At 42.2% G+C, this 23,007-nt stretch carries 19 protein-coding genes; 6 read left to right on the top strand and 13 right to left on the bottom strand.

All coding sequences use genetic code 11. The features are described from left to right. Window positions 1–48 precede the first annotated feature (48 nt). The 9 genes from FEM33_RS07115 to FEM33_RS07075 all read right to left on the bottom strand — a co-directional run bounded on the left by FEM33_RS07115 (window position 49) and on the right by FEM33_RS07075 (window position 10,737). Window positions 49–1,485: a TolC family protein gene (locus tag FEM33_RS07115; protein ID WP_139011797.1), complete on the bottom strand. Its 1,437-nt coding sequence runs from the start codon at window positions 1,483–1,485 to the stop codon at window positions 49–51. Then, a complete protein-coding gene (locus FEM33_RS07110) occupies window positions 1,475–4,681 on the bottom strand; it encodes an efflux RND transporter permease subunit (RefSeq protein ID WP_139011380.1) in 3,207 nt (1,068 codons plus the stop codon). Before FEM33_RS07110 ends, FEM33_RS07115 begins: the two co-directional genes overlap by 11 nt. A gap of 25 nt (window positions 4,682–4,706) precedes the next feature. Beyond that, entirely contained in the window at window positions 4,707–5,789 is a 1,083-nt protein-coding gene (locus tag FEM33_RS07105; RefSeq protein WP_139011379.1) for an efflux RND transporter periplasmic adaptor subunit, read from the bottom strand. Window positions 5,790–5,910: 121 nt separating this feature from the next. Further along, on the bottom strand, window positions 5,911–6,288 hold the full coding sequence (locus tag FEM33_RS07100; protein ID WP_139011378.1) for a hypothetical protein: 378 nt from the start codon (window positions 6,286–6,288) through the stop codon (window positions 5,911–5,913). Between the two features lie 482 nt (window positions 6,289–6,770). Then, the gene (locus FEM33_RS26975; RefSeq protein WP_139011377.1) at window positions 6,771–7,325 is read right to left on the bottom strand and encodes a GtrA family protein; all 555 of its coding nucleotides are present in this window, start codon (window positions 7,323–7,325) and stop codon (window positions 6,771–6,773) included. An 85-nt stretch (window positions 7,326–7,410) separates the two neighbouring features. Beyond that, window positions 7,411–8,190 (bottom strand): class I SAM-dependent methyltransferase, encoded by a 780-nt coding sequence (locus FEM33_RS07090; RefSeq protein ID WP_139011376.1) that lies wholly within the window; start codon window positions 8,188–8,190, stop codon window positions 7,411–7,413. A gap of 57 nt (window positions 8,191–8,247) precedes the next feature. Beyond that, a complete protein-coding gene (locus FEM33_RS07085; protein ID WP_139011375.1) occupies window positions 8,248–9,474 on the bottom strand; it encodes a hypothetical protein in 1,227 nt (408 codons plus the stop codon). Next, window positions 9,461–10,021: a FecR domain-containing protein gene (locus tag FEM33_RS07080; protein WP_139011374.1), complete on the bottom strand. Its 561-nt coding sequence runs from the start codon at window positions 10,019–10,021 to the stop codon at window positions 9,461–9,463. The genes FEM33_RS07085 and FEM33_RS07080 overlap by 14 nt, the downstream gene beginning before the upstream one ends. Before the next feature lie 173 nt (window positions 10,022–10,194). Continuing rightward, window positions 10,195–10,737, bottom strand: a complete 543-nt coding sequence (locus FEM33_RS07075) for an RNA polymerase sigma-70 factor (RefSeq protein ID WP_139011373.1) — start codon at window positions 10,735–10,737, stop codon at window positions 10,195–10,197. A 580-nt stretch (window positions 10,738–11,317) separates the two neighbouring features. On the opposite strand from FEM33_RS07075, the gene FEM33_RS07070 reads away from it, so the two are divergent. Continuing rightward, complete coding sequence (locus FEM33_RS07070) at window positions 11,318–11,560, top strand: hypothetical protein (protein WP_139011372.1); 243 nt, start codon at window positions 11,318–11,320, stop codon at window positions 11,558–11,560. A 105-nt stretch (window positions 11,561–11,665) separates the two neighbouring features. Here FEM33_RS07070 and FEM33_RS07065 read toward each other — a convergent pair whose 3' ends face one another. Next, complete coding sequence (locus FEM33_RS07065) at window positions 11,666–12,511, bottom strand: CE1 family esterase (RefSeq protein ID WP_310588808.1); 846 nt, start codon at window positions 12,509–12,511, stop codon at window positions 11,666–11,668. Window positions 12,512–12,780: 269 nt separating this feature from the next. After that, complete coding sequence (locus tag FEM33_RS07060; protein ID WP_139011370.1) at window positions 12,781–13,683, bottom strand: manganese catalase family protein; 903 nt, start codon at window positions 13,681–13,683, stop codon at window positions 12,781–12,783. Window positions 13,684–13,836: 153 nt separating this feature from the next. Between FEM33_RS07060 and FEM33_RS07055 the strand changes: the two genes are divergently transcribed. From FEM33_RS07055 to FEM33_RS07040, 4 genes are all read left to right on the top strand, one after another. Next, the gene (locus FEM33_RS07055) at window positions 13,837–14,217 is read left to right on the top strand and encodes a hypothetical protein (protein ID WP_139011369.1); all 381 of its coding nucleotides are present in this window, start codon (window positions 13,837–13,839) and stop codon (window positions 14,215–14,217) included. Window positions 14,218–14,241: 24 nt separating this feature from the next. Continuing rightward, a complete protein-coding gene (locus tag FEM33_RS07050) occupies window positions 14,242–14,676 on the top strand; it encodes a GNAT family N-acetyltransferase (protein WP_139011368.1) in 435 nt (144 codons plus the stop codon). Between the two features lie 361 nt (window positions 14,677–15,037). Next, a complete protein-coding gene (locus tag FEM33_RS07045; protein ID WP_139011367.1) occupies window positions 15,038–15,754 on the top strand; it encodes a hypothetical protein in 717 nt (238 codons plus the stop codon). Between the two features lie 10 nt (window positions 15,755–15,764). Then, window positions 15,765–16,484 (top strand): hypothetical protein, encoded by a 720-nt coding sequence (locus tag FEM33_RS07040; protein WP_139011366.1) that lies wholly within the window; start codon window positions 15,765–15,767, stop codon window positions 16,482–16,484. A 39-nt stretch (window positions 16,485–16,523) separates the two neighbouring features. Here FEM33_RS07040 and FEM33_RS07035 read toward each other — a convergent pair whose 3' ends face one another. Together FEM33_RS07035 and FEM33_RS07030 are read right to left on the bottom strand one after the other, a co-directional pair. Then, a complete protein-coding gene (locus tag FEM33_RS07035; protein ID WP_139011365.1) occupies window positions 16,524–17,834 on the bottom strand; it encodes a T9SS type A sorting domain-containing protein in 1,311 nt (436 codons plus the stop codon). 387 nt (window positions 17,835–18,221) lie between these two features. Then, entirely contained in the window at window positions 18,222–19,403 is a 1,182-nt protein-coding gene (locus FEM33_RS07030) for an acyltransferase family protein (RefSeq protein WP_139011364.1), read from the bottom strand. Between the two features lie 772 nt (window positions 19,404–20,175). Here FEM33_RS07030 and FEM33_RS07025 point away from each other — a divergent pair. Further along, window positions 20,176–22,578: a TonB-dependent receptor gene (locus tag FEM33_RS07025; RefSeq protein ID WP_139011363.1), complete on the top strand. Its 2,403-nt coding sequence runs from the start codon at window positions 20,176–20,178 to the stop codon at window positions 22,576–22,578. Window positions 22,579–23,007: the final 429 nt, after the last annotated feature.

Raw genomic sequence — 23,007 nt, 5'->3', positions numbered from 1 at the left:
TTTAAATAATTACCTGAAAGCAATTATTTACACAGCAATGCGGTGCTGTCAGTTCCAGCCGCCGCCCAGTGCCCGGTAAATATTCACCGTAGCGTTCATTTGCTGCATTTTGGTTTCAATCAAATCGAATTTGGATTCCAATGCCTCCCGCTGCGTAAGCAGTACTTCCATATAATCGGCCCTTGCTGATGTAAAAAGCCGGTTTGCAATGTTGGTCGATTCATTCAGTGCCTGCACTTCCCTGGATTTGGTACTGTAACTCTGTTCCAGATTACTGATATTGGAAAGCTGGTTTACAACCTCGATATAAGCATTCAGGACCGTTCTTTCGTAATCATAGATACTTTGGATTTGTCTTGCATTGGCGCTGTAATAAGTAGCCTGGATCGCATTCTTATTGATCAATGGCCCTGCAAGATCACCAACCAGCGTGGACATTAGCGATTTGGGTACATTTCCCAGATAAATCGGATTGAAAGCCTGCAGACCCACAGCTGCATTCAGACCCAGTGAAGGATAAAAATTTGCACGTGCCACCTGTACATCCAGGTTGGCAGCTGCCAGATTTTGTTCCGCCTGCCTTACATCCGGCCGGTTTTCCAGCAATTGCGACGGAATCCCGGCGCGGATCATTTGCGGCATCATGGTGTCAAAATTCTGATTGTTTCGTGCAACAGGCTGCGGGAAACGGCCCAGCAAAAAGTTGATCCTGTTTTCTGTTTCAACAATCCGCTGACGAATGGCATACTGCCGGTTCTGCGTATTAAGTACCTGTGCTTCAAACCTGCGAACGGCAAGTTCCGTTACACGGGTAGCTTCCTTCTGCATTTTCACGATCTGCAACGCATTATTCTGAATCTGGATGTTCTGATTAACAATGGCCAGCTGTGTATCCATTGCCAGCAGTTCATAATACGAATTGGCAATCTCGGAAATCAGGTTGGTTACCATAAAGTTTTTACCCTCAACAGACGACAGATACCTGTTTACTGCTGCTTTTCTTGCATTCCGCAGCTTGTGCCAGATATCGACTTCCCAACGCGCATAGGCACCTACAACGAAGTCCGGCAGCGGCTCAGGCGTTTCTCTTCCCGGCTTGATTTCCGTAGTTGCTTCGCTGGAACCTACCTGCGTATAGCGGCCTGCTTTTTCAATTCCGGCTCCGGCGCGTAATCCTACAAAAGGAAGATATTCTCCTTTTCTTGCACGAATTTCCTGCTTCGAGATCTCGATTTCCTGCAATGTAATGTTCAGTTCCTGGTTATTATGCAAAGCAGTATCGATCAGTGCAGTCAGGTTCGGATCTGTAAAATATTCCTTCCACCGCAGCCTGGCCGAGTTGGTGGTGTCCTGCGAGTTGTTGTAACTCGCAGGGATTGCTGATTTATTAGGCGTTCTCTGAACCAGTGACGGCGCATTGCACCCGCTGTAAGCCAGGGCCATGAAAGCCACCCCGACCCAATTCAATATTCTGTTATTGCGCATCATTTTGAGTTTCTTGTATTTGAGGGAAAGTGTCGATCGCATGAACGAAGCCTTCGGACAATGAGCTGTCTTCTTCGTCTTTGATCATTTTTCTGCCATCGGCCAGGCTGCCAAATATATAGTATAACCCGGGTATGATGATAACCCCGAAAATAGTCCCGAACAACATACCGCCCATGGCCGAGGCACCGATTGTACGGTTGCCGATCGCTCCCGCGCCTGTTGCAATAATCAACGGTATCAAACCTGCAACGAAGGCGAACGAAGTCATCAGGATCGGACGGAAACGGACTTTGGCACCTTCAATGGCTGCGTTCAGGATTGTTTCTCCCTGCTGCCGCTTCTGAACGGCAAACTCCACGATCAGTACGGCATTTTTACCCAACAAACCGACAAGCATGATTAATCCGATCTGTGCGTAGATGTTGTTTTCCAGGCCCATCATTTTCAGCAGCAGGAACGAACCGAATACCCCGACCGGCAGCGATAACACGACTGCAAACGGAATAATAAAGCTTTCATACTGCGCTGCCAGTACAAAGTATACGAATGCCAGTACGATCATGAATACAACAAGCGATTCATTTCCACGGATCGACTCATCGTAAGAAAGACCTTCGAAAGCAATGTCGTATCCTTGCGGCAATGTTTTGGCCGCAACTTCCCGAATAGCCTGAATGGCATCCGCAGTCGTATAGCCATTGGCCGGAAGACCCTGGATGGCTGCTGAATTATAAAGGTTGAAACGGGTGATCTCGTTTGGCCCCTGCCCTTTCTTCAATGTCATAAAGGAAGAATAAGGCACCATTTCACCTGCATCATTTTTTACAAAAAGCTTTAAAAGATCCGATGGAAGCCTTCTGAAACTCGGGTCAGACTGCACGTACACTTTGAAAAACTGGTTAAATCTTGTAAAACCCTGCTCGTACGTACTACCGATCATGATGTTGAGGTTGTCCATCGCTTTTCCGATCGATACGCCTTTCTGCATGGCCAGCTGATTGTCAATCTGCAATTCGTATTGCGGGTAATTCGCGGCAAAGAAGGTGAACAAACCCGTAAGCTCCGGACGCTTAGCCAGATCATCCATAAATTTCTTGTTGATCTTGTCGAATTCGGCATAGTCCGTATCGGATGTTTTATCCAGCAAACGCATGGAGAAACCGCCGGAAGTACCGAAACCAGGAATGGCAGGCGGTTCAAAGAATTCGACCACGGCTCCAAGCCCTCTTGTTTTGGCTTCCAGCTCTTCCATGATTTCCTTCACGTTCTTGTCACGGTCATGCCATGGTTTCAGGTTGATCAGACAGGTACCGGCGTTGGAACCCCTACCCTCGGTCATGATTTCGTAACCGGCCAGAGAAGATACCGATTCAATTCCGCCCACTTCTTCACAAATTCTCTGAAGACGGCGGGAAACTTCGTTGGTCTTTTCCAGCGTAGAACCCGGAGGTGTCTGGATAATCGCATAGATCGTACTCTGGTCTTCATTCGGGATAAATCCGGACGGCAGAATTTTGTTCACAAATACAATTCCGGCGCAGAAAAGCAGCAATACGGCCCAGGTAACAACCCTGCGGCTGACAATTCTTTTCAACAAGCCTACGTATCTTCCTGTAAGCCGGTCAAAAATCCGGTTAAAGCTATCCAACGCTTTGGTAAGTACGTTTTTCTTCTTCGCATGACCATGATGATTTTGCAGCAGCATGGCGCAGAGCACCGGAGTAAGCGTAAGGGCGATCAAGGCCGAGATTACAATGGAACTCGCCATGGTAATCGAGAACTGGCGGTAGAAAGTACCCACCGGGCCCGACATAAAAGAGATCGGAAGAAATACAGACACCATAACGGCTGTAATCGCGATAATGGCTCCGCTGATTTCGGCAAGTACTTTTTTCACCGCATTGTAAGGCGATATGCCCGGCTCCTCTTCAAACTTCGCATGCACGGCCTCGACGACGACAATCGCGTCATCGACCACAATACCAATGGCGAGTACAAGGGCAAAAAGCGTAATCAGGTTAATGGAAAGCCCGAAACCCTGAATCACGAAGAACGCACCAATTAACGATACCGGAACAGCAAGGATCGGGATCAAAGTAGAACGCCAGTCGCCAAGAAATACGAAAACAACAAGCGCAACAAGGATAAACGCATCTCTCAATGTATCAATAACCTGCTCGATCGACGCGTCCAGGAATTGGGAAACGTCATAGCTGATTTTGTAATCCACGCCCGGAGGAAAGGACGCTTTCATTACATCCAGCTTCTTCTTTACTTCTTCAATTACATCACTGGCGTTACTGCCGTAATTTTGTCGCAATACGATGGCCGCCGAAGGATGCCCGTCCAGGTTGGAATAAATATCAAAGAATTCACTTCCCAGTTCCACTTTGGCAATATCCCTTAAATGGATGCTTTCACCCGCCGGATTTGCCCGGATAATGATGTTTTCATACTCTTCCGGTTTATCGTACCTTCCTTTATAAGTAAGTACATATTCCAGCGATTGTGCAGCGATACCCGAGCTTTGCCCGATCCGGCCCGGCCGGCCTACGATACTTTGTTCTCCTACCGCCTTCATTACTTCTTCCGTAGAGACATTATACGCACGCATACGCTCCGGGTTTAGCCAAAGACGCATGGCATACCTGCGGCTACCCAAGATCTGCGCTCTGGCAATCCCTTTGGTCCGCTGGATTTCCGGAATCATTTTAACCGTAGCGTAGTTGAACAGGAATTTTTCGTCAATGCTTTTTTCCTTGGAATAAAGGTTGACGTACATCAGCATACTCGGCTGAACCGGCGAAATAATAACCCCTTCCCGCTGTACAAGTTCCGGCAAAAGCGGCATAACCTGGTCCACCCTTGTTTTTACACGGATAACGGCAACGTTGGGGTCGGTCCCGGGCTCAAAGATGATCCTGAGCGTCGCCTCCCCCGCACTGGTTGCATCGGTAGCGATATACCGCATGTCCTGAACACCATTGATCGCCTGTTCCAGCGTAATGAGCGTGGATTTCACCAGTACGTCGGCACTGGCTCCGGGATAAGCTATAAAAATATTTACGGTTGTCGGGGCAATGTCCGGGAACTGGGAAATGGGTAATTTCTCAATTGCCAGGATGCCTATAAAGACGATCATGATCGAAATCACAATAGCGAATACAGGTCTTCTTATGAATTGATTGAACATGTCTTTGTGTTTTTAGAATACCCGGTTATTCGGCATAAAGATTTAAATTGGAGATTACAGAATCAGGCTGCACGAATTTGGAGTGTATCTTTTCGTTTTCGCGGACCTGACGCAAGCCTTCCAGAAGTATTTTGTCGTCTTTGTTCAAACCGGACTTAACCACAAAAATGTGCGGCAGCTCGGCTGCTATGGTAATTTCCCTGGATCTGATCACATTATTTTTATCCAGCACATAAACGTATTTCTTTTCCAGAACCTCGAAGGTAGCTTTCTGAGGAATGATCAGCGCATCCTTAAATGGCATCTTCACTACGATATTACCCGTTTCGCCATGTCTCAAAAGTCCTTGCGGATTCGGGAATGTAGCTCTGAAAGCAATGTTACCCGTTTCATTGTTAAAGTCAGCTTCAATGGTTTCAACCACGCCGGGATAATCAAACATCTTGTTGTTGGCCATCAGCAGTCCTACTTTCAGTGCGCCGTCTTTGATGATCTGCGTTTTGTAATCCAGGTATTCAGCTTCGGGTACGTTATAATAAACCCACATTTTACTGTTGTCCGACAAGGTTGTAAGCAAGTCGCCTTCATCCACAAGACTTCCGAGCCTTGCCTGAAAATGGTCCATAATACCATTGAACGGAGCCTTGATCTGCGTAAAGCTCAAATGCGCCTGCGCCAATCCCAGTTCTGCTTTTGCCTTGTCAAATTTGGCTTTGCCCAGAGCAAGCTCATTTTTGGAAACCACATTGCTGTCCGCAAGTGATTTTGTGTTTTGGTACTCAATTTCAGCAAAGTTGGCCTCTGCCTGCGCCCTTTTTGTTTCAGCTTCATAAATCATCGGCATGATCTGGAACATCAGCTGACCTTTCTTTACCGACTGACCTTCGTCTACATAAATCTTTTCGAGATAACCTTTTTCCAGAGCCCTCAGCTCAATGTGGCTGATGGCATGAATCTGAGCGACATATTCTTTGGTAACCAGCGTATCTTTCTGCAAAGGACTTGTCACCGAATATTCCACTTCTTCTTCTTTCTCCTCTTTTTTTGATTCACAGCTTGTGCCGAACAACAACGCACACAAGCTCATGGCCATGAGAATCCTCTTCATTATTTTGTTAGTTAATACAATATGGTTTTCTTGATAATTCTTGTTTCAGCATTATGTGCCGCATTCAATAGGTGCGGCGTGCCGGGAAAAACAGGCGACTGCGCCTGTTCAGGATTTGGTATCAGATCCGGAAGACTTTCAGTTTGAGATACAGCAACCTGTAAGTTGCAGAATAAGTAAAATGCCTGAAGTAAAATATGCTTCTGCTGATATGATGGCAGAGTTGCCTGCCAGTCTGCGTACATAAGGCAGCATGAAGGCCCTTGCTTACGGCAATGTACTTTCTGGAAGCAACTGATTCATCTTCCTTTTCTTCGGCATTCACGGCAACACTTACAGCACTTTTTCTTTCCTTACCGGAATGGTCTGCCTCGAAGTTCAGATGCAGGTTACTGGTTAAAACACCATTGCCGGGAAGTGCCGAAACGTTGAAATTTTGAAATGAAGAAAGGTAAACAGACTCATCTGCACCTCCATGGCGTTGAACAAATGCAGTCAACAGGAGGATACAAATTGAAAAGTAGAATCTGAACAACTTTATCATTGGCGGCAAAACCGTATAAAGACGAGGTGTAAAATATTGAGCTCCGGTCTAAACTTGGTCACAAATAGCGCCAACGTTGGTTAGCATGGCATTAAATCCAAATTAAAATAACATTAAATATTCCTATTGTCTTTTTCTATATGAATCAATTAGGATAAATTATAACCATACGAATATTACAAATCAATAGCGTATAAATGTTTTCTTCGTAAATCCACTCGTTTTCGCACGATGCATTCGGCCGGCCTTTTCTATAAAAAATTATATTTCGTTTGTCATAAAAAACACAGGGTCTGTTTTTTTAACTACAATGCTGCCCCAATTTTAGTTACTTTTTTTGCAGACCTTATGTGAGCTATATACATAAGGTGGGTATTTCAAACTAATAGCGAGACTACTTTATGGATTAAAATTTGAGGCTGATTAATCAATGGCAATCAGATTTTATGACGCTGTCTGTTTTCCTGCGTAGTAAAAAGTTTCGCAGAAAGAACAGGCTGCCTTTGCCTGTAAAAAGAAATGTGTTTTTGAAAGTAATAGCTGAAACCGGCAATTACTATTGTTGCGATGAACTGGGACGGAGTTACCCAAAATCCGCAATACTCCACAAGAAAATAGAGTAGAAAATAATTCAGGATTGCATTCAGTAGGTGCAACAATACGTAAAGAAGCAGCTGTATTTTGCCTGTAAGTTGAGAATCCTGAAATACAACAGATCTGGACAAGTAAAATCCCAAAGGGAAACTAACGACCAGAGATACAAGGTATGCTGAAAGGTATTTAGTAAGTAAAAAACGGCCTATTACAATCTGCTCTGTATATTGTCCATTGATTATTTTTTCTGTAAAAAAACAATCAAGTAAAAAATGATAACTAAAATAGTATACAACAATTCCTAATGCTGTGACGAAGCTGCCACAGCAAACATATCTGAAAGTCTGTATTGAAAAGATTCGTCTAAATGGCAGGTAAACCAAATCAATTATATTCATCCGCCTGTTTACTCAAATTACTTTTAACTATCTTTTTCATTAACTATCTTTTGAAAGTTGTTTTTAATTTTAAACGATATTTTTTTTAATTAATGTCCTTTTCAGCTACTACGAAAAAATCCAGGCATTCATTTCCAACATGATCAAGATAATAGTCATTCCATTTGATACAATCACAAATAATGGCATTTTGCTGATAGAGCAAAAATCGGTTAATGTTATTTGCAATATCATAAGGAATTTTCCATAAAACAGCAGGTAATCGATACTGTAAATTAAAGATATCTAGACGGCTGAATTTTCTTATATTTATTTTATTTGATTCAAAATACTGCATAACCAAACTATTCCCATAGACTCCCTTGATATCATATATTTTAAAATTGGAAGCAACCAGTTCTTTCATTGTTTCAGGCGTATATTCTCTTATATGATGCGGATTCCGTGTCAATGACATGAGTTTATTGGGCGTTGTAAGAATGACTTTTCCACCTGGTTTAAGGATCCGGTGGATTTCATTTAGCAACAGGACATCATCCTCAATATGCTCAATAACCTGAAAGCAAATTACGGTATTAAATGAATTACTGCCAATGTTATTCAACTGTGGTAAATAACTCCTGAAAACAGCACTTTTAGAATTAATGCATTTATAATCGGGCTGATATTTGTCCACTCCTGCAATCCAGTCACAATAAGGAGATAATATTTCAAGCCCGTAGCCGGTACCGCAACCAAGCTCAATAACAAGACCTTTCAGATACTTTATTGCTGCTTTATAGGCAAATACATGACGCTGAAAAACATAGCTGTTTATCTGATACGAATCATTAATCCTTTCCGCTGTATTCAATAATGCTATCATAGTGTGTTTACATGTTTTAAGTAAGTCACAAATAGCATTGAACACCCTTATTATATATTATAAAAAACAGTAATAAAATCCCATTGATAGTCCAATCCATTTTTTAACACAGGATGACTTGTCTATGGAATACGTATTTTGCAGTAAAAAAGGCGGATCAATCAGACTTAATTCACTTTCATACCACTTTGTTCCGAATGGAAAGTTGCGGACAAGTGCCGGTTTGTCATTAATAAAATACCTTGTTTTCAGAATATTGAAAGTAGGCCCTATCTTTAAAATACACTTTGAGGTTAGTTTTTTATTCCACGACATAGCGCCTGTGTATAATATTCCATTCACCAATGTATTTTCTTTTGATTGCCCAGAACCAAACGACTCCTTTTGTCTTAAAAACCCGACAGTAGCGCTTATTTGATATTGTGATTTGACTTTATCTTTCAACACAGCACCAAGGCCAATTCGCCAATTGGCAATTTTAAAGTTAGTACCCACAGAAGAAAACAAATGGATTGGCTTGAAACCAACCTCATACGCAATATTTGCATAAGACAATTCCGAAGCGTACATACCGGCATTAATATGCCATTTGAACACAGAAGCAGGTTTTGAAAATTTGTCTGTCATCTGTATCGTACTATTCAGCTTACCGATTGATTGGGAACCTCTTAAAGTATAATTAATACCTTTAACTGGTTTTTCACTATATTTTGCGATTCGCTTCATCTCGTAGATCCTGCTTGTCCAAATATCAAAATCAGTTTCTTTATGTTGTCTAACGTTAACTAATTTTTCATCTGTATTTGGATTGACTTGCGCGAATTTTAAAGATTTCAGTTTCCTACCCTTTACATGATTATATTGTTGAAATTTACCTGTTAATTTTTGATTACTATTCTTTTCCGATTTTTTATCCGTATGGTTTATGCCTGAAATTAGATGATTTTTTAAATCCGGTTTACTTTGGAATATAACATATTCATGAAGAATGTGATAGGTTAACGAAGTCGTTTTAGTAATGTGTTTTAGTAATTCTGCCAGAGAATATTGCTTTCTAGGCAATGTGATTATTAAGTTGTTGCTGACTTTTTCTGAATTATAGGAAAATCGGATTCTTGTGTGCAAATGTACATACCGGGTAAGTGAATCAAGGGAAATCTTGCCTTTTAGTTGCAACCTTAATGACAAATTTCTATTTGTCTTTCTTTGTGAATAACCTTGATGATTCAGTACGGTTATAATAATAATTAATAGTAACAAAAAACAAGTTTTATTTACACCCATTTCCCAGTATCAGAATACGATTTATTTCAGGTAAATATTTGTATTTGAACCCAAGTGTAAATCCCATGATGTCCAATATTTCTGTTAATGTTTTATGCTCAAAACGTGAAGTAATTCTGCAATTTCCTGCATCCGGATTTTCCAGTATGATTGAAACCCCATACTCTTTTTCAAGAGAACCTGCAACCTTATTTAATGGCATATCGCTGAAATCAAAGACAATGCTGTTGTATTTGGTTAAACTTGTATACGTTTCACTGATGTTATTCCTTTCCCGCTTACTCATTTTTACCGGTTCGTCATTAGGAATACTTAACTCCTTTTTACCGGAAAGCAATAGGCTGTCTTTATCCGCTTTTTCTGTAACTTTTGCTTCCTTATCAAAAGGGTTTAACACGAAAATGGCAGTTACAATGGTTGTGATAACTCCCATTACGAGTAACTTATAAAAAAATAGTTTATACCAGGCATTTGCATCTGCAGAGATTCCGTTCCATTTCTTTAACTTGTTTTCTGTTATTTTCCATTCCGTTTCTATATCCGGCAATTGGTGATTTCCGCCTGCGAATGTCAGTTCGATAATCTTCCATTGGCATTGAAATTCTTTGTGGTTTTGCGCAGATTCATTGATCCACGCTTCAATAACTTCGGCTTCATCCGGTGTTGCTTCACCCGAAATATACCTAGTGAGTAAAGGTTGTATGTCTGTCACGATTTCTTTTAATTAAAAAGGTTAATCATGGTCACTAGACAGGACAGAAATTCTGCCAGCTCTATACGCAAAATTTTTAGTGCTTTTGTCATCTGTGCTTCTACTGTTTTAACCGCAATTCCCATTTCTGATGCCACCTGAGAATAGGTTTTTTCTTCCTCACGGTTCTTCAGGAACACGATTTTGCATTGAGGCGGCAATTTTTCAATGGCCGCACTGATTTGTTTTTGTACTTCATTCACTTCTACTTGGTTAATGCTATTCCTGCCACTACTGAATTCATCTGAAACCTGATCCAGATCCACAAATTTTGGTGTTCTGTTCCGATGATTGATGCAATGGTTATAAACGGATCTAAAAAGGTAAGATTGAAGGGAAATTTTGATTTCAAGCTTGTCCGTTCGCTCCAGAAGTGACAGAAATACCTTTTGCACGACATCCTTTGCCGTCTCATTTTCTCTTAAAATCGTGTATGCATATCGGTGTAAAGCTTCATAATGCTCGTGAAAAGCCTGCGCAATTGCTTTTATCAAGATATCCTGTTTACTCATTCTTTACACCTGATTATAAATACCCTCAGGCACGAGACACAGAATCAGGATCATACCCTTACGAAGCTTCGCATTGGATGCTAAGTAATTTACAACTGTACATTCGGGTTTACTGAACCTTTATAATTCTTTTGTTTTTTAAATTTGCAATTGCTGTAAAACCTTCCGGAACTTTGCATTTTGAAATCCTGAGCAGAAAAAACTCAAAAGCATTGCCTTGTTATGGTGAGGATCAGCGAAAGCTTCCTAAGCGCTTCTATGAGCGTTTGGACACCTAAGACAAGGCACTTTTGCTGAATTGTTAGTCATGCTAATGCTCTACTGCGTTTTAGCTTCAACCAAATTTGCTTACGCCTAAAAGTTGTTTTTTACATCATAAAAATGTAAGTCTTTCACTATCTGCATTTGCAATTTTCCTGAAATATTTTGAATCTTGGCGCTCCTAATTTCGTAAACATATGAATGATCTTGCAAGAGTTGCCCTGTTATGGTGTGGGTGCGGCGAAAGTCCCCCGAACGTTTTTACGAGCGTTAGGACACCTTAGACAGGGCTTTTTTTATCCTTTAATTCGTAAAAGAAATGAACACAAACACGCACACTTCGCAATCTTCGGATTTAAGACTTCTCGCTTATGGACAAGAAGTGGAAGAATTACTTGCAGTAAGCAGTCCAGCAGCCTGGACAAATGATCTCTGGATGATTTACAGCGATTTCATGGCATTCCAAAAGGAAGCCGGCCACAATCCACGTATGCATGACATTTTTCTTTCTTTCAGGGAGTTGCTGTTTTTCTTCCAGCGCCTTGAGAAAATTGGAAAGTAGCATAAAGGGAAAATGGAGTAAAGGACGAAGGACGAAACGGTTCTTTACTCTATTTATACAAAAAAGATTTCAGTTGCTTTAAAAGGACCGACGTTCCTTGAATGCTTATTTTTCTGCCGTAATCTGCCTTTTGAAAAAAGCCCAGGATTCTTCGAAAACATCGAAATCAGTTGGAAACTCGTGCTTGCCGTTGATTACTTTCAGCAGCGTGACTTCGGGTTTTCCTTTTTTCTGATACGTGTATTTTTCAACTGTAACATCATTGTTCTTGTCTGCATCCGGCAGCATCGTTTTGGCCGGATTTCCATCATGTCCATCCAGCTTTGCCCAGTATTGAAACGATTGTTCCGTCGCACGAACGGTGCCCAGCGTTACGCCCGGCGTATTGACTTCGCCGCCGTTATAAGGGTTTGTCTGGTCGGCTGTGCCGTTGGTGATCATCACCGGAATGGGTACGTTCATAGGCGTGCAATCCATATTTTCCTGCGTCGGCAAATTGGCTACAATGGCAGAAATGGCTTTAATCTTTCCGGGCATTGTCAAAGCGAGTTTATAGGCCATATGACCGCCGCCGGAAAAACCGCTGGCAAAAACATGCGCTTCATTGATGTTGAATTTGCTTTTAAAATAGGCGATCATGCCGTCAAAAAAGGCTTCTTCATTCACATTTTCAACATTCGTCAAAGCCGTAGAAGCTTTCCGGCATTCGTTCCAGTATCTTTTATAACCCGCAGGATAAACAATGATCAGGTTTTCAGCTTCGGATCTGGCTTCCAGCTTCGTGGCATGACTTACGATACTTTGCGGATCGCCGCCCGAGCCGTGCATAATGAAGACAAGGCTTGCGCCGGGTTTGACGGCTTTCGGTTTATTGTATAAAAAACTCCGTTGCCGTCCTTCAATCAGCAGCGAATCCGATACAAGCTGCGCTTGCGCTGTTATACAAAACAATAATAAAAGTGCTGAAAGAAAATTTCCGGACATGCTGAAAAAGAATAGCTGAATGTTTCAGGCAAGATACATTTAACTTCTGTTTTTCATTTTAAAAACCGGAATGATTTTCAACCGAAGGATAATTAATGTGGCAGTTTGATATGGAGCAATCAACAATTGTTGATTTGTCAATGCGACTGTAACGTCCATTATAAAATTTGCCGAAAAAATAATAGCGGACAGGAAAGCAAATTCCTGTCCGCTATAAAAATATTATTAACCAGAAATCAGAATTTAATACCCAGCTTCATGGCGATGTCACGGAACATTTCAGGATCGATGCCGTCTGCGCCCGGCGAGTTCAGTTGCGGCTCTTCTTCCAGGTCCGGCATCGGCACGCCTTCAGGTGAACCGAAAACTACTTCCAGAGGCAATCCGTCTTCAGGATGCGGCCCGTTGAAAACCAGACCGGCCTGCTGATAATCGTCCTTGCTGAATGTATACAGCTTTCTGTGAACGCCGTTTTCCTCATACTTCCGTGTTTCCGGAAAAGCTTTGTTGCTCAGGTCAGGAACAGGAACCAGTTTGGTAACCGCCACGCCGGTCAGAATTTCCAGTGCTCTTGCATAGGCAACAACATGCAAACCGCCGCGAACAAGCAGGAACCCAACCATTTCACGTGCGGTAGGATCTGTGACCATTTCATAAACGCGCATTTTGTTTGCTCTTGCTCCGCACTCCAGAAAGAAGTTATGCAGCAAATCCAGCTTCAGGTTACCGCTGCTGAACACGTTCTGGCCTGTCCACCAGTCGCCCATGGAATCCATCGGCAAAGAAGCTTGTCCGCTGGCAATAAAGTGACGGGAAAGACGGGCATTCACGCTTTCTTTCAGCGGGCCCGGTTCCGGATCAAACCCACGTTTTGTTGTTCCGGTCAATAAGAGATTAATGGCGTAAGATACCACTTCAATATGGCTGTACTCCTCGCCTGCTATACTTGCTGTAAGGTCATAAAAGGGTCTGAGGCGTTTGCGTCCACGGAAATTAAATGACTGGAACGTGTAATTCATCAAGGTCGACATCTCTCCAAATTTTCCTCCCAGCAACTCCTGAATAGCTGCTGCGTCGTTGGGCGATGGATTGGTAGGTGTTGGCAGCTCAATAGGCAGCCGGTCCATTCTTAGAATCATAATCTGACATGAGTTTGAATTGTTATTACTGTTATTGATACCAAGAGACAGTACTCAACAAATGTCATTCCCGTAAGTTTTTCAGAATTTCACAAGTATTTTGGATCAAAGCTGAATTACTTCCACAATTTTGTCACCATAATGGCATTAATCATGCACATTTCAGTTATTTATCGGTTGTTATTACAGAAGGAACAATTTTTGCATATACCCACGACTGAATATGCCGGTTCCGAGCCAATTCGTAAAGATTATCCTGAATCACAGCCAGTTTGCTTCAATTTTCTTCTTTGGCTGACCTCGATTTACACTTTTTCAATAAGCACTTTCCGGAATTCACCCTTAACTGCTGCATACCGCTACCAATATACGCTGCGTGGCGGCTCAAACTGCTGCAAGGACAGCCACATTATGTTCCTGTTTTCATCAGTGACGATGAGTAGCAGGCAGCCACCCGTGCACGATACAGCTGCTCCCTTTGATCATTCCGGTAAAATCATGTTTGATAAAATACCAACAAATGTTTTATTTTAGTCATCCTAAAAGAGCTGTACACACATGAAAGATCCGATCTTCACCATTCTGGAATATACGCCGCAGCATACGCAGGAACTGCGGCAGGTTTATATGCAGGCGCGCCGGTTTGCTTTTCCCTGGATTGGCCCTGACACTTTTCAGCTGCACGATTTTGATGCGGTAACTGAAGATGAAACTTTGCTTGTGGCCGTAAGTCAGAACATACCCGTCGGGTTCATTGCATGGTGGCCGCCTGACAATTTCATTCATTCTCTTTTTGTAAATCCTTCTTTCACCGGCAAAGGCATTGGCAAATCGCTCCTGAATGCTTGTCTGGATAAAATGGCCCGGCCGGCTACACTCAAATGTCTGCAGAAAAACGAAAGAGCTTTAAACTTTTACCGGTCGCAAGGCTGGATTATTACCGGCAACGGCGAGTCGGAAGACGGCTTTTACTTTTTGCTTTCTTTCGAATAAACAATGCTGGGTTTTTCTTTTTGCCAAATCATTCAGGCTGAATAAGCCAATCCTGAAAATTGCTTTGCAAAGACTTGAAAATACAACTATTTGCAAGGTATTCACAGAATAACTGCAGCTTCATGCGTGCATGTTCATGCAATTAGTTTTAGTATATAAATGACAGTGAAACAAACAAATAAACTTGTTTCTGAAGATTTCAGAATCTGAATAAACGACGTATTAAAAATTACGGATTGTTGTATGCAGTTTGCAGGAAATACACTTGTAAATCCAATTATTTTCATCAAATTGAATACAATATTTCATGCTGTAAAAAGCTGTCAGCAAACCTTGATAATCGTCCTTATTCATGTTCATAATGAAAAAAACATTCCTGTTCTGCTCGTTCCTTTTCACAATGCTCATCTTTTCCGAAGCTGCATTTGCACAACTGAAAATCGGGAATAATATTACGAAAGTCGATCCCAATGCAAGTCTGGAAGTGGAAGGCGTAACCAACGGCCGCAGGTTCCGGATAGACAAATCTACAGCACAGATTACGATCAGGGACGGATCGCAGGAAAACGGCAGGGTACTTACAAGCGATGCGCAGGGAAGAGCAAGCTGGAAGCAGATTTATTCAACAAGCCTTGCTCCTTTTTCAAGAGCAATTTATTATGGTGCATACACAGATGTACTGGAAAATGGCATTGCGCAAACGATTATATATCCTAATATTTCTGTTTTAATTGGAGAATGGAGCGTTGATCCGATTGGATTAATAGTCGGCACGACAGGAAATTATGATATCAGAACCAGACTGGAAATGGTGAATAGCGCCGGCTGTACGGGCACTTCTCTGATGAGCTTATCGGTAAATATGATACGAAATGGCGTTGTACTGGAAAATTCCGGCACGGATGACAGGCTGGCACCGGTATATGCTGAAAATTTCGTTTACAATGTTTCCGTTCTGGGTGGTGCTTTGGGTGGTGACCGCATAGGATTTTCCATTAAGGCAGATATAAAAAATCCCCAACCGGGCTGCACAACCAAAGTCGTAGCCGGAAGTTTTCAGATGGTTTATCAAAATTAATGGCCGTCTGATGAAAAAAACATTCCTGTTCTGCTCGTACTTTTTCGCAATGCTTGTCTTTTCCGAAGCTGCATTTGCACAATTCAAAATCGGGAATAACATTACGAAAGTCGATCCCAATGCCAGTCTGGAAGTAGAAGGCGTAACCAACGGCCGCAGGTTCCGGATAGACAAATCCACCGGCCAGATTACGATCCGGGACGGATCGCAAGGAAACGGCCGGGTACTTACAAGCGATGCGCAGGGAAGAGCAAGCTGGAAGCTGATAACTCCCAACAGCCTGAGCCCGTTTGCAAGAGGAATTTGCGACGGGGCACATACAACTGAATTACAAGATGATAGTGTACAAATTATTCCGTATCCAAATTTCAGACTATTTAGCGGCGGAGTATGGATTCTCGATGAAAAGGGATTTATTGTAGGCCAGCCGGGAAACTATGATGTAAGGACCCGACTTGAAATGGTGAACAGCAGTGGCTGTACGGGCACTTCTTTAATGAGCTTGTCTGTAGATCTGGTGCGAAACGGCGTTGTAATTGAAAATTCCGGAACGCGCGACAGACTTTCGCCGGTGTATGCCGAAAATTTTGTCTATAATGTTTCCGTTCCGGCTGTAATTTCATCTTATGACCGGGTCGGGTTTTCTATCAGGGCAGACATTAAAAATCCTCAGCCTGGCTGCACTACCAAAGTTACTGCGGGATATATTAGTCTGATTTATCAGAATTGATTGTTTAAAAATCAACTTTGGCAATCTGAAAATCCAACTTTATCTGGCAACAACAAACTTGGTATGTGAAACTTTGCCCGATTGCCCGGTCACTGAAATAATGTAAGTTCCATTACTAAGTCCGTTCAGGTTAAGTTCTTCATCCTGTACCTTAACCAGATCTGTAAAATCCTGGCCTTTGACATTGCTTACTTTAAAGCTTTTGACCTGGCTCCATCTGACTTCATTTTTCAGACTTACTTTCAATCGGTCCGAAGCAGGATTGGGGAAAACAGCTATTTCCTCAACGCCTCTTTCCATCATTACACTTTTGACCGGACTGTATGTAAAAGTGCCGTCATGGTTTACAGTTCGGAGTCTGTAAAGGTTTTCTCCGATGACCGTTTTATCATCAATAAAAGAATAGCTGTTTACCTCTGAATTCAGGGCTGAGGCTTCAAACTTGCCTATTCTTTCCCAGTTTACACCTTTTACGCTGCGTTCTATTTCAATCAAATCAGCATCGGGTTTTTCACTTTCATTCAGTTTCAAAACGGCCGTATTATCTTTTGGCTCCGCCGAGAACCGGATTACAGATCCCGGGTAGTTTTCAATACGCGCAGCAAATGTGTAAGCTTTATACTGGTTCGGAACAATGGCTACCGTAGACGTAATGGAACCTTTGGACAAATTACTGGCGATTCCCAAAACAGAAGTAAAATCCACAGCCGACGGAATTACAGTCCATTTTTCTCCGTTCCAGCCAGCGATTGTCAGAAGGCTCAGCTTTGAGCCCGTCAATGCAGCCAGGTTACTGCCCGGGTCCCACGTCAGTGTTAAGGGAGTTGCATTGGTACCGTCAATATCCCAGTATTCCACCGTGCTCACTGCTTGAAGTGTATCGGCTTTCGCTTCTACCGGAAAAGGAGCGCCGGCCGGAAGTGCCGGATAATTGCCGCCTGTTATATTGCTTGTAACGGCTATGGAAGGATTGGCATGATAGTAAGCGCCCGTAGTACCGTCGCCGGAAGCAGCAAAAGGCCCGTAAAATCCGTTGTCACCAACCGGAAAAATAAACGGTGTATGGCCATATTTCTGGACGTAGCCATCAACATGCGTATTTTCTCCTGCACCGGCATGAGATGTATTATCTGCAAAATTGAGAATGCTTATCGGTGCCTGCCGGTCTGTAATGATAACGCCCGGAAACATTCCTTTCTTGCTGTTCTTAAAAGTATGAAAACCAGTAAGCGTCATTTGCGAGCCGCCAAAAATATACAAGTTTCCCCGGCTTGCCTGCTGACCATATACAGGCAAGACCAGTGCTGTAAAAATGATTGCTCCGGCGCTAAAAAGACGTGTTGGATTCATGGATTTTCGTGGTCAGGAATTGTGCTTATAACCAAGCCAATATATCGAATTTAATCAACATTTTAAATGTGGATCCAGCATTAATATGAAAGAAAAATCCCGAAGGGATTTGCTCCATATGCATGATTGTAAAAGAAAAAATGCTTTACAGAACCATCCTCTTTCAACACCTGGTTACAAAAACAAAAAAATGCATCCTGCAAAAGTCAGATATAATCCTTCTGAAGTAACCACGCAGCTTTATTCGCTGAACTAAATACAGAATGCAAACGATTGCATAAGAAAATAGCTAACGTATATAACCATAAGTTACATTTTGGAGTTACAAGTTGAGAAAACCCGGTTTTCAGAAGAAAGTCGGTAATGGAAGAAATTCAGATGGAGAGATCAATTCGGAGAGAGCTTCTTTCTGTAATTCATAAAAGGCAATTCCACCAGATTATACATCAGCAAGGATACCAGATATATGATGCCGTATGCACCAGCAAAAACCGCCCATTTTGGAGCGAATGCTTCTGTGGAATTGTTTTGATAAAGGTTTATAGCCCGTTCAAGTATCAAAACATGGATCAGATAAAAAGAATAGGATGTGAGGCTGATGGTTGTCACCAGCTTAACGGCCCACTTTCCCGGACGCGGGCAGGATACCGCATACGGCAGCATCAGTGCGAAAGAGCAGCAACAGAACGGAAGCAGGAAAACATCCGTAAAAAAATTGGCTTTCCCTTGTGCAATCGTATGCTTGATAATTGGAAAACAGCATACAATGCCGATGATTCCTGCCACGAGCAGCCAAACCCTGGTTTTTTGAGACAAGCTGTATTTTTCAAGAATATATGCGATCAGGCATCCGTATGCTATGGAATCAATCCGGAACGGAACCATTTTCCGCATATTGTCCCAGTTGCCGGCAGGTGAATCAAAAACCTTCCAGCCTGGAAAAAGCATCTTATTTTCAAGCAGATAAGGGATAAAATGTTGCGAGTACAACAAATGGTACCCAAGCTTTGCAAGCAATCCGAGCAAGATCACGAACACAATGCCGGTCAGGTAAATGCGATGCCGGTTCTGGTAATTTCCCAGCATGTACGCTGCTGCCAGAAGCAAACACGGGAAAAGCAGATAAAACCATTCCTCAACAGCCAGGCTCCATGAATGCGGGAAAAAACCGGGCGGCGGAGTAACTATATTCTGTACAAAAATCAAATAAAATAACCTGTTTGGTGACGGACTATATATATAATAATGGATTGCAAAGGTCAGCAGATAAGCCGGAAAGGTGCGCAGCCATCTGTTCACCCAGAAAGACCGGATAGATCGCCAGCTGATGCGGGGCCTGAAGATGGTATTCAGGATGATACGTCCGATCAGCAATCCGCTGAGCACAAAGAATGCCTCCACGCCAATGAACAGATAATCAAAAGGAAACAGGTTTGCAAAGGGATTTATAGGTATGGAATGCGCAAGAAACACCATTAATATAGAACAAGCCCGCATCAGGTCTAATCCGAAAATGCGCTGGACTTTGTGCGAAATTCCTGTTTGGGGCTGTGTAACATTTTCAATCATCAGCAGAAGACTATAAATTTATTTTTCCTGATCAGGTGTGTGTTTTCCAGCCCTTTACAATCAGTAATGCGGAACAGGTTAATTTTTGAATGGACCGCCAACGTTTGTATTCCTGAAGCAAACTTCTCTCGCCGCACCCCTTACGTTGTAACCTTTATGCCTTTGTACCTTTACTTTCACAGAAAAACTTCTTTCTGCAATACTATCCGATACGATTTTGCTTTCAAAAGCCAATGTGCAGTAGGTGATACTCATTTATTGAAAGGTAATCATCGGTTTCTCACCGGCTGCTGCAAATTGGGAGAAAAAAGAGAAATCCACAACTTTGAGAGTGGAATTACTGACGATCTCCGTCTCAAAATCATTTGACCGGCGTGTGCAAACCAATTAGACAACACGCGTGCTTTCTGAAAAGATATGCTAGGACTAAATAGAGATTGGGGCAGCAATCTTTCATATTCAATCCTTTACTGAACCTTCAAGTACTTTGATCGATCTAAATCCATTAAGTCGGTTTAAACGGTACGAATAATTTTAAATTAAAGCGTGGCAGTATTTTTTTTATGGCTGAGGGAAGTTTTCAGCAAAAAAGTGATCAGATCATTCTTTCTGTAATTTCCGGAAAACAGGATTTCAACTTACGGCCGATTGCCTTTTACAGCAATTAACTTCATAGATAAATATTTGTGGCACAGATTTTTGCCAGCTGGTATATAACATCGGACCCCATTTGCCCAAACCTTGTACAACGGCTACTCAAATCAATGCTGCTATGAAAATCTTGTCGTTAATACTGGCTTTGTCAGTTTTCCTGATCTCACCTTGTTTTGCCCAGGATGAGGCCGCCGATGAATATGTAATCGGCGGGCAGCTTGAAGACGGGAACAAACAGCCTGTTCTTTTTGCCAATGTAGCGCTTTATACATCCAAAGATTCGGTTCTTTCCGGCGGCATTGCATCGGATGAAAACGGCAGATTTGCAATCCCGGCAAAACCTGGAAATTATTTCCTCAAAATCAGTTATTTAACACTGGATGAGAAGATCGTTCCCGATGTCAACGTTGCTGGCCAAAGTATTGATCTGGGAATAATTTCCCTGAAATCCAATGCAAAGGTATTGGAAGAACTGGTGGTAAAAGGTGAAAAAAGCCAGATGGATCTGCAGCTTGACAAGCGCGTTTTCAATGTAGGAAAGGATTTGAGCAACATTGGCAGCAACGCTTCTGACATCCTTAACAACATGCCGTCTGTCACTGTAGACGTCGAAGGCAACGTGGCATTGCGCGGAAGCCAGAACGTACGAATTCTGATTGATGGAAAACAATCCGGAATGATCGGCATGAATCCGGCCGATGCATTGCGGCAGATCCCCGGCGACCTCATTGAAAGCATTGAAATCATTACGAATCCTTCGTCCAGATATGATGCGGAAGGTGAAGTCGGAATTCTCAATATCATCATGAAGAAAAACATCAGATATGGACTAAACGGCTCATTTACAGCTACGGGCGGTTATCCGTACAACTTTGGCGGCTCGTTCAATATCAATTACAGAAAAAGAAAGGTAAACCTGATTGCCAGTTACGGAAACATGTACCGCGAAGGGCCAGGAAGAGGTAATTCGCGTCAGGAATACAACAGCGCAGATACAAGTTTCGTATATGAGCAGACCAGCAAACGAAACCGCAGCAGCATTTCCAACAACTTTACGGCTGGAATGGATTATTTCATAAACAACTTCAATACGCTCACAGGAAGTGTATCTTACAGAAGATCCAGCAATACCAATCAGTCATTGCTGGAATACCGGGACTTTGACTTTAATAATATTCTTACCCGGACGGTACTCCGCACAGAAAGGGAAACCGAGCCGAGGAACAATTTTGAAGCTACAATTGATTACAGCAAAACTTTTGAAAGAAAAGATCAGAGTCTGGCTATTGTTGCAAAATACATTCTGAGTGATGAAACAGAATCTTCCCGGTTCAATGAAAGTACAGCCGGCGAAACGGCAAGCATTCATCAACGCTCCTTTAATACAGAAGATGAGAAAAACATGCTTTTTCAGCTGGACTACATTCATCCTTTCGGAAAAAGCGGCAAAGTTGAAACCGGTCTGAAAAGCTCCGTACGCTTGCTGGACAATGATTTTTCTGTACATCAGCAGAATGAAAATATGAACTGGATCATCCTTCCGGATTTTGATAACAGGCTCGGATACAATGAAAAAATACATGCAGCTTACCTTATGGCCAGCAATCAGTTCGGCAAGTTTTTCATACAGGCAGGCTTACGCGGCGAGTATTCCGATATTCTGACAGAACTGAAAAAAACCGGCCTTACAAGTCACCGGAAGTATTTTAATTTGTTTCCCAGCGTTCATCTTTCGTACAAGCTCGAAGATTCCCAGACTTTACAACTCAGTTACAGTTACAGGCTCAGCCGGCCGGGTTTCCGGGATTTGCTTCCGTTTTCCAATTTCAGCGATTCACGTGTTTTCAGGGCTGGAAATCCATTGCTGAACCCCGAATATACGCATTCCTTTGAAGCCGGACATCTGCTCAATATGGAAAAAGGAACCTTATTATCAAGCATTTATTACCGGCACAGGCTTGGTGTTGTTGAAAATATAACTTCCGTGGACTCTACCGGATTTACGAGAATTACTCCTGTCAATTTATCCACAGGCGATTCTTATGGCTTTGAATTCAACCTTACCTACGATCCTTTCAGCTGGTGGAAATGGACAGCCAATGCCAACATATTCAGGGCGGTAAATCAGGGCATTTACAATGATATTATTCTCAAAAGCGATACATATACCTGGACAAGCCGGGTTTCTTCCAGAGCTACTTTGTTCAAAAATGTAGATTTTCAGTCTTCGCTGAATTATCGGGCACCAAGAAAAACTACACAGGGAAAAAATCTGGCGCAGTATTCTATTGACCTTGGCCTCGCACGGGATGTGCTGAAAGGAAAAGCAACGGTTACAGCAAGCGTACGCGACTTGCTCAACAGCCGGAAGCAGCGCAGCATTACGGAAAACGCAGGCTATTATTCAAGTTCCGAATCGCTGTGGCGTACGCGGCAGTTTGTAGTTACATTTTCTTACCGGCTCAATCGCGCTAAGGAAAAAGAAAGAAACAGTGGTTCGGATGAGGGAGAAGAGGGCTAAAATGAAGAAGTTAATCTACAAACTAGGTTTACGGACTTATAAAACTTAATATCCTTCTACAACGAAATTTGACAACACACTACATCGAAAAATATCCAGGTTCTAGAATTTTTTTAAATAATTTAAAAAAATTTTTGCCTTGTTTTAGTTGCATACATAGTATATAAATACAGTAGACTAACAATAGAAATGCAATCTTCTGTTTGTAAATTTAACTGTTTGATTTATAGTAACTTGCAAATTAAATGCTTGCAAAAATGCCGAAATCAGAACTTGTATTATCTAAATAAAAAATTGTATTTCAAGTTTGAAAAACAGGCACGTTTTCCGGATATTTTTCAAATTTTATTTGTCATGACAACCTATTTATTAAATTTTTTTAATAGGTTTGTATCATAAGTCTACTCCTCTATATAGATAACCTGTTGG

The organism is Dyadobacter flavalbus (assembly GCF_006149045.1).
Lineage (GTDB): Bacteria > Bacteroidota > Bacteroidia > Cytophagales > Spirosomataceae > Dyadobacter > Dyadobacter flavalbus.
This window is presented reverse-complemented; position numbering and strand designations above follow the sequence as displayed.

Excerpts from the sequence above, each read along its gene's own strand:
- FEM33_RS07115 (WP_139011797.1), bottom strand. The coding sequence starts at position 1,485 with ATGCGCAATAACAGAATATTGAATTGGGTCGGGGTGGCTTTCATGGCC.
- FEM33_RS07110 (WP_139011380.1), bottom strand. The coding sequence starts at position 4,681 with ATGTTCAATCAATTCATAAGAAGACCTGTATTCGCTATTGTGATTTCG.
- FEM33_RS07105 (WP_139011379.1), bottom strand. The coding sequence starts at position 5,789 with ATGAAGAGGATTCTCATGGCCATGAGCTTGTGTGCGTTGTTGTTCGGC.
- FEM33_RS26975 (WP_139011377.1), bottom strand. The coding sequence starts at position 7,325 with ATGAATATAATTGATTTGGTTTACCTGCCATTTAGACGAATCTTTTCA.
- FEM33_RS07090 (WP_139011376.1), bottom strand. The coding sequence starts at position 8,190 with ATGATAGCATTATTGAATACAGCGGAAAGGATTAATGATTCGTATCAG.
- FEM33_RS07085 (WP_139011375.1), bottom strand. The coding sequence starts at position 9,474 with ATGGGTGTAAATAAAACTTGTTTTTTGTTACTATTAATTATTATTATA.
- FEM33_RS07075 (WP_139011373.1), bottom strand. The coding sequence starts at position 10,737 with ATGAGTAAACAGGATATCTTGATAAAAGCAATTGCGCAGGCTTTTCAC.
- FEM33_RS07070 (WP_139011372.1), top strand. The coding sequence starts at position 11,318 with ATGAACACAAACACGCACACTTCGCAATCTTCGGATTTAAGACTTCTC.
- FEM33_RS07060 (WP_139011370.1), bottom strand. The coding sequence starts at position 13,683 with ATGATTCTAAGAATGGACCGGCTGCCTATTGAGCTGCCAACACCTACC.
- FEM33_RS07055 (WP_139011369.1), top strand. The coding sequence starts at position 13,837 with ATGCACATTTCAGTTATTTATCGGTTGTTATTACAGAAGGAACAATTT.
- FEM33_RS07050 (WP_139011368.1), top strand. The coding sequence starts at position 14,242 with ATGAAAGATCCGATCTTCACCATTCTGGAATATACGCCGCAGCATACG.
- FEM33_RS07045 (WP_139011367.1), top strand. The coding sequence starts at position 15,038 with ATGAAAAAAACATTCCTGTTCTGCTCGTTCCTTTTCACAATGCTCATC.
- FEM33_RS07040 (WP_139011366.1), top strand. The coding sequence starts at position 15,765 with ATGAAAAAAACATTCCTGTTCTGCTCGTACTTTTTCGCAATGCTTGTC.
- FEM33_RS07035 (WP_139011365.1), bottom strand. The coding sequence starts at position 17,834 with ATGAATCCAACACGTCTTTTTAGCGCCGGAGCAATCATTTTTACAGCA.
- FEM33_RS07030 (WP_139011364.1), bottom strand. The coding sequence starts at position 19,403 with ATGATTGAAAATGTTACACAGCCCCAAACAGGAATTTCGCACAAAGTC.
- FEM33_RS07025 (WP_139011363.1), top strand. The coding sequence starts at position 20,176 with ATGAAAATCTTGTCGTTAATACTGGCTTTGTCAGTTTTCCTGATCTCA.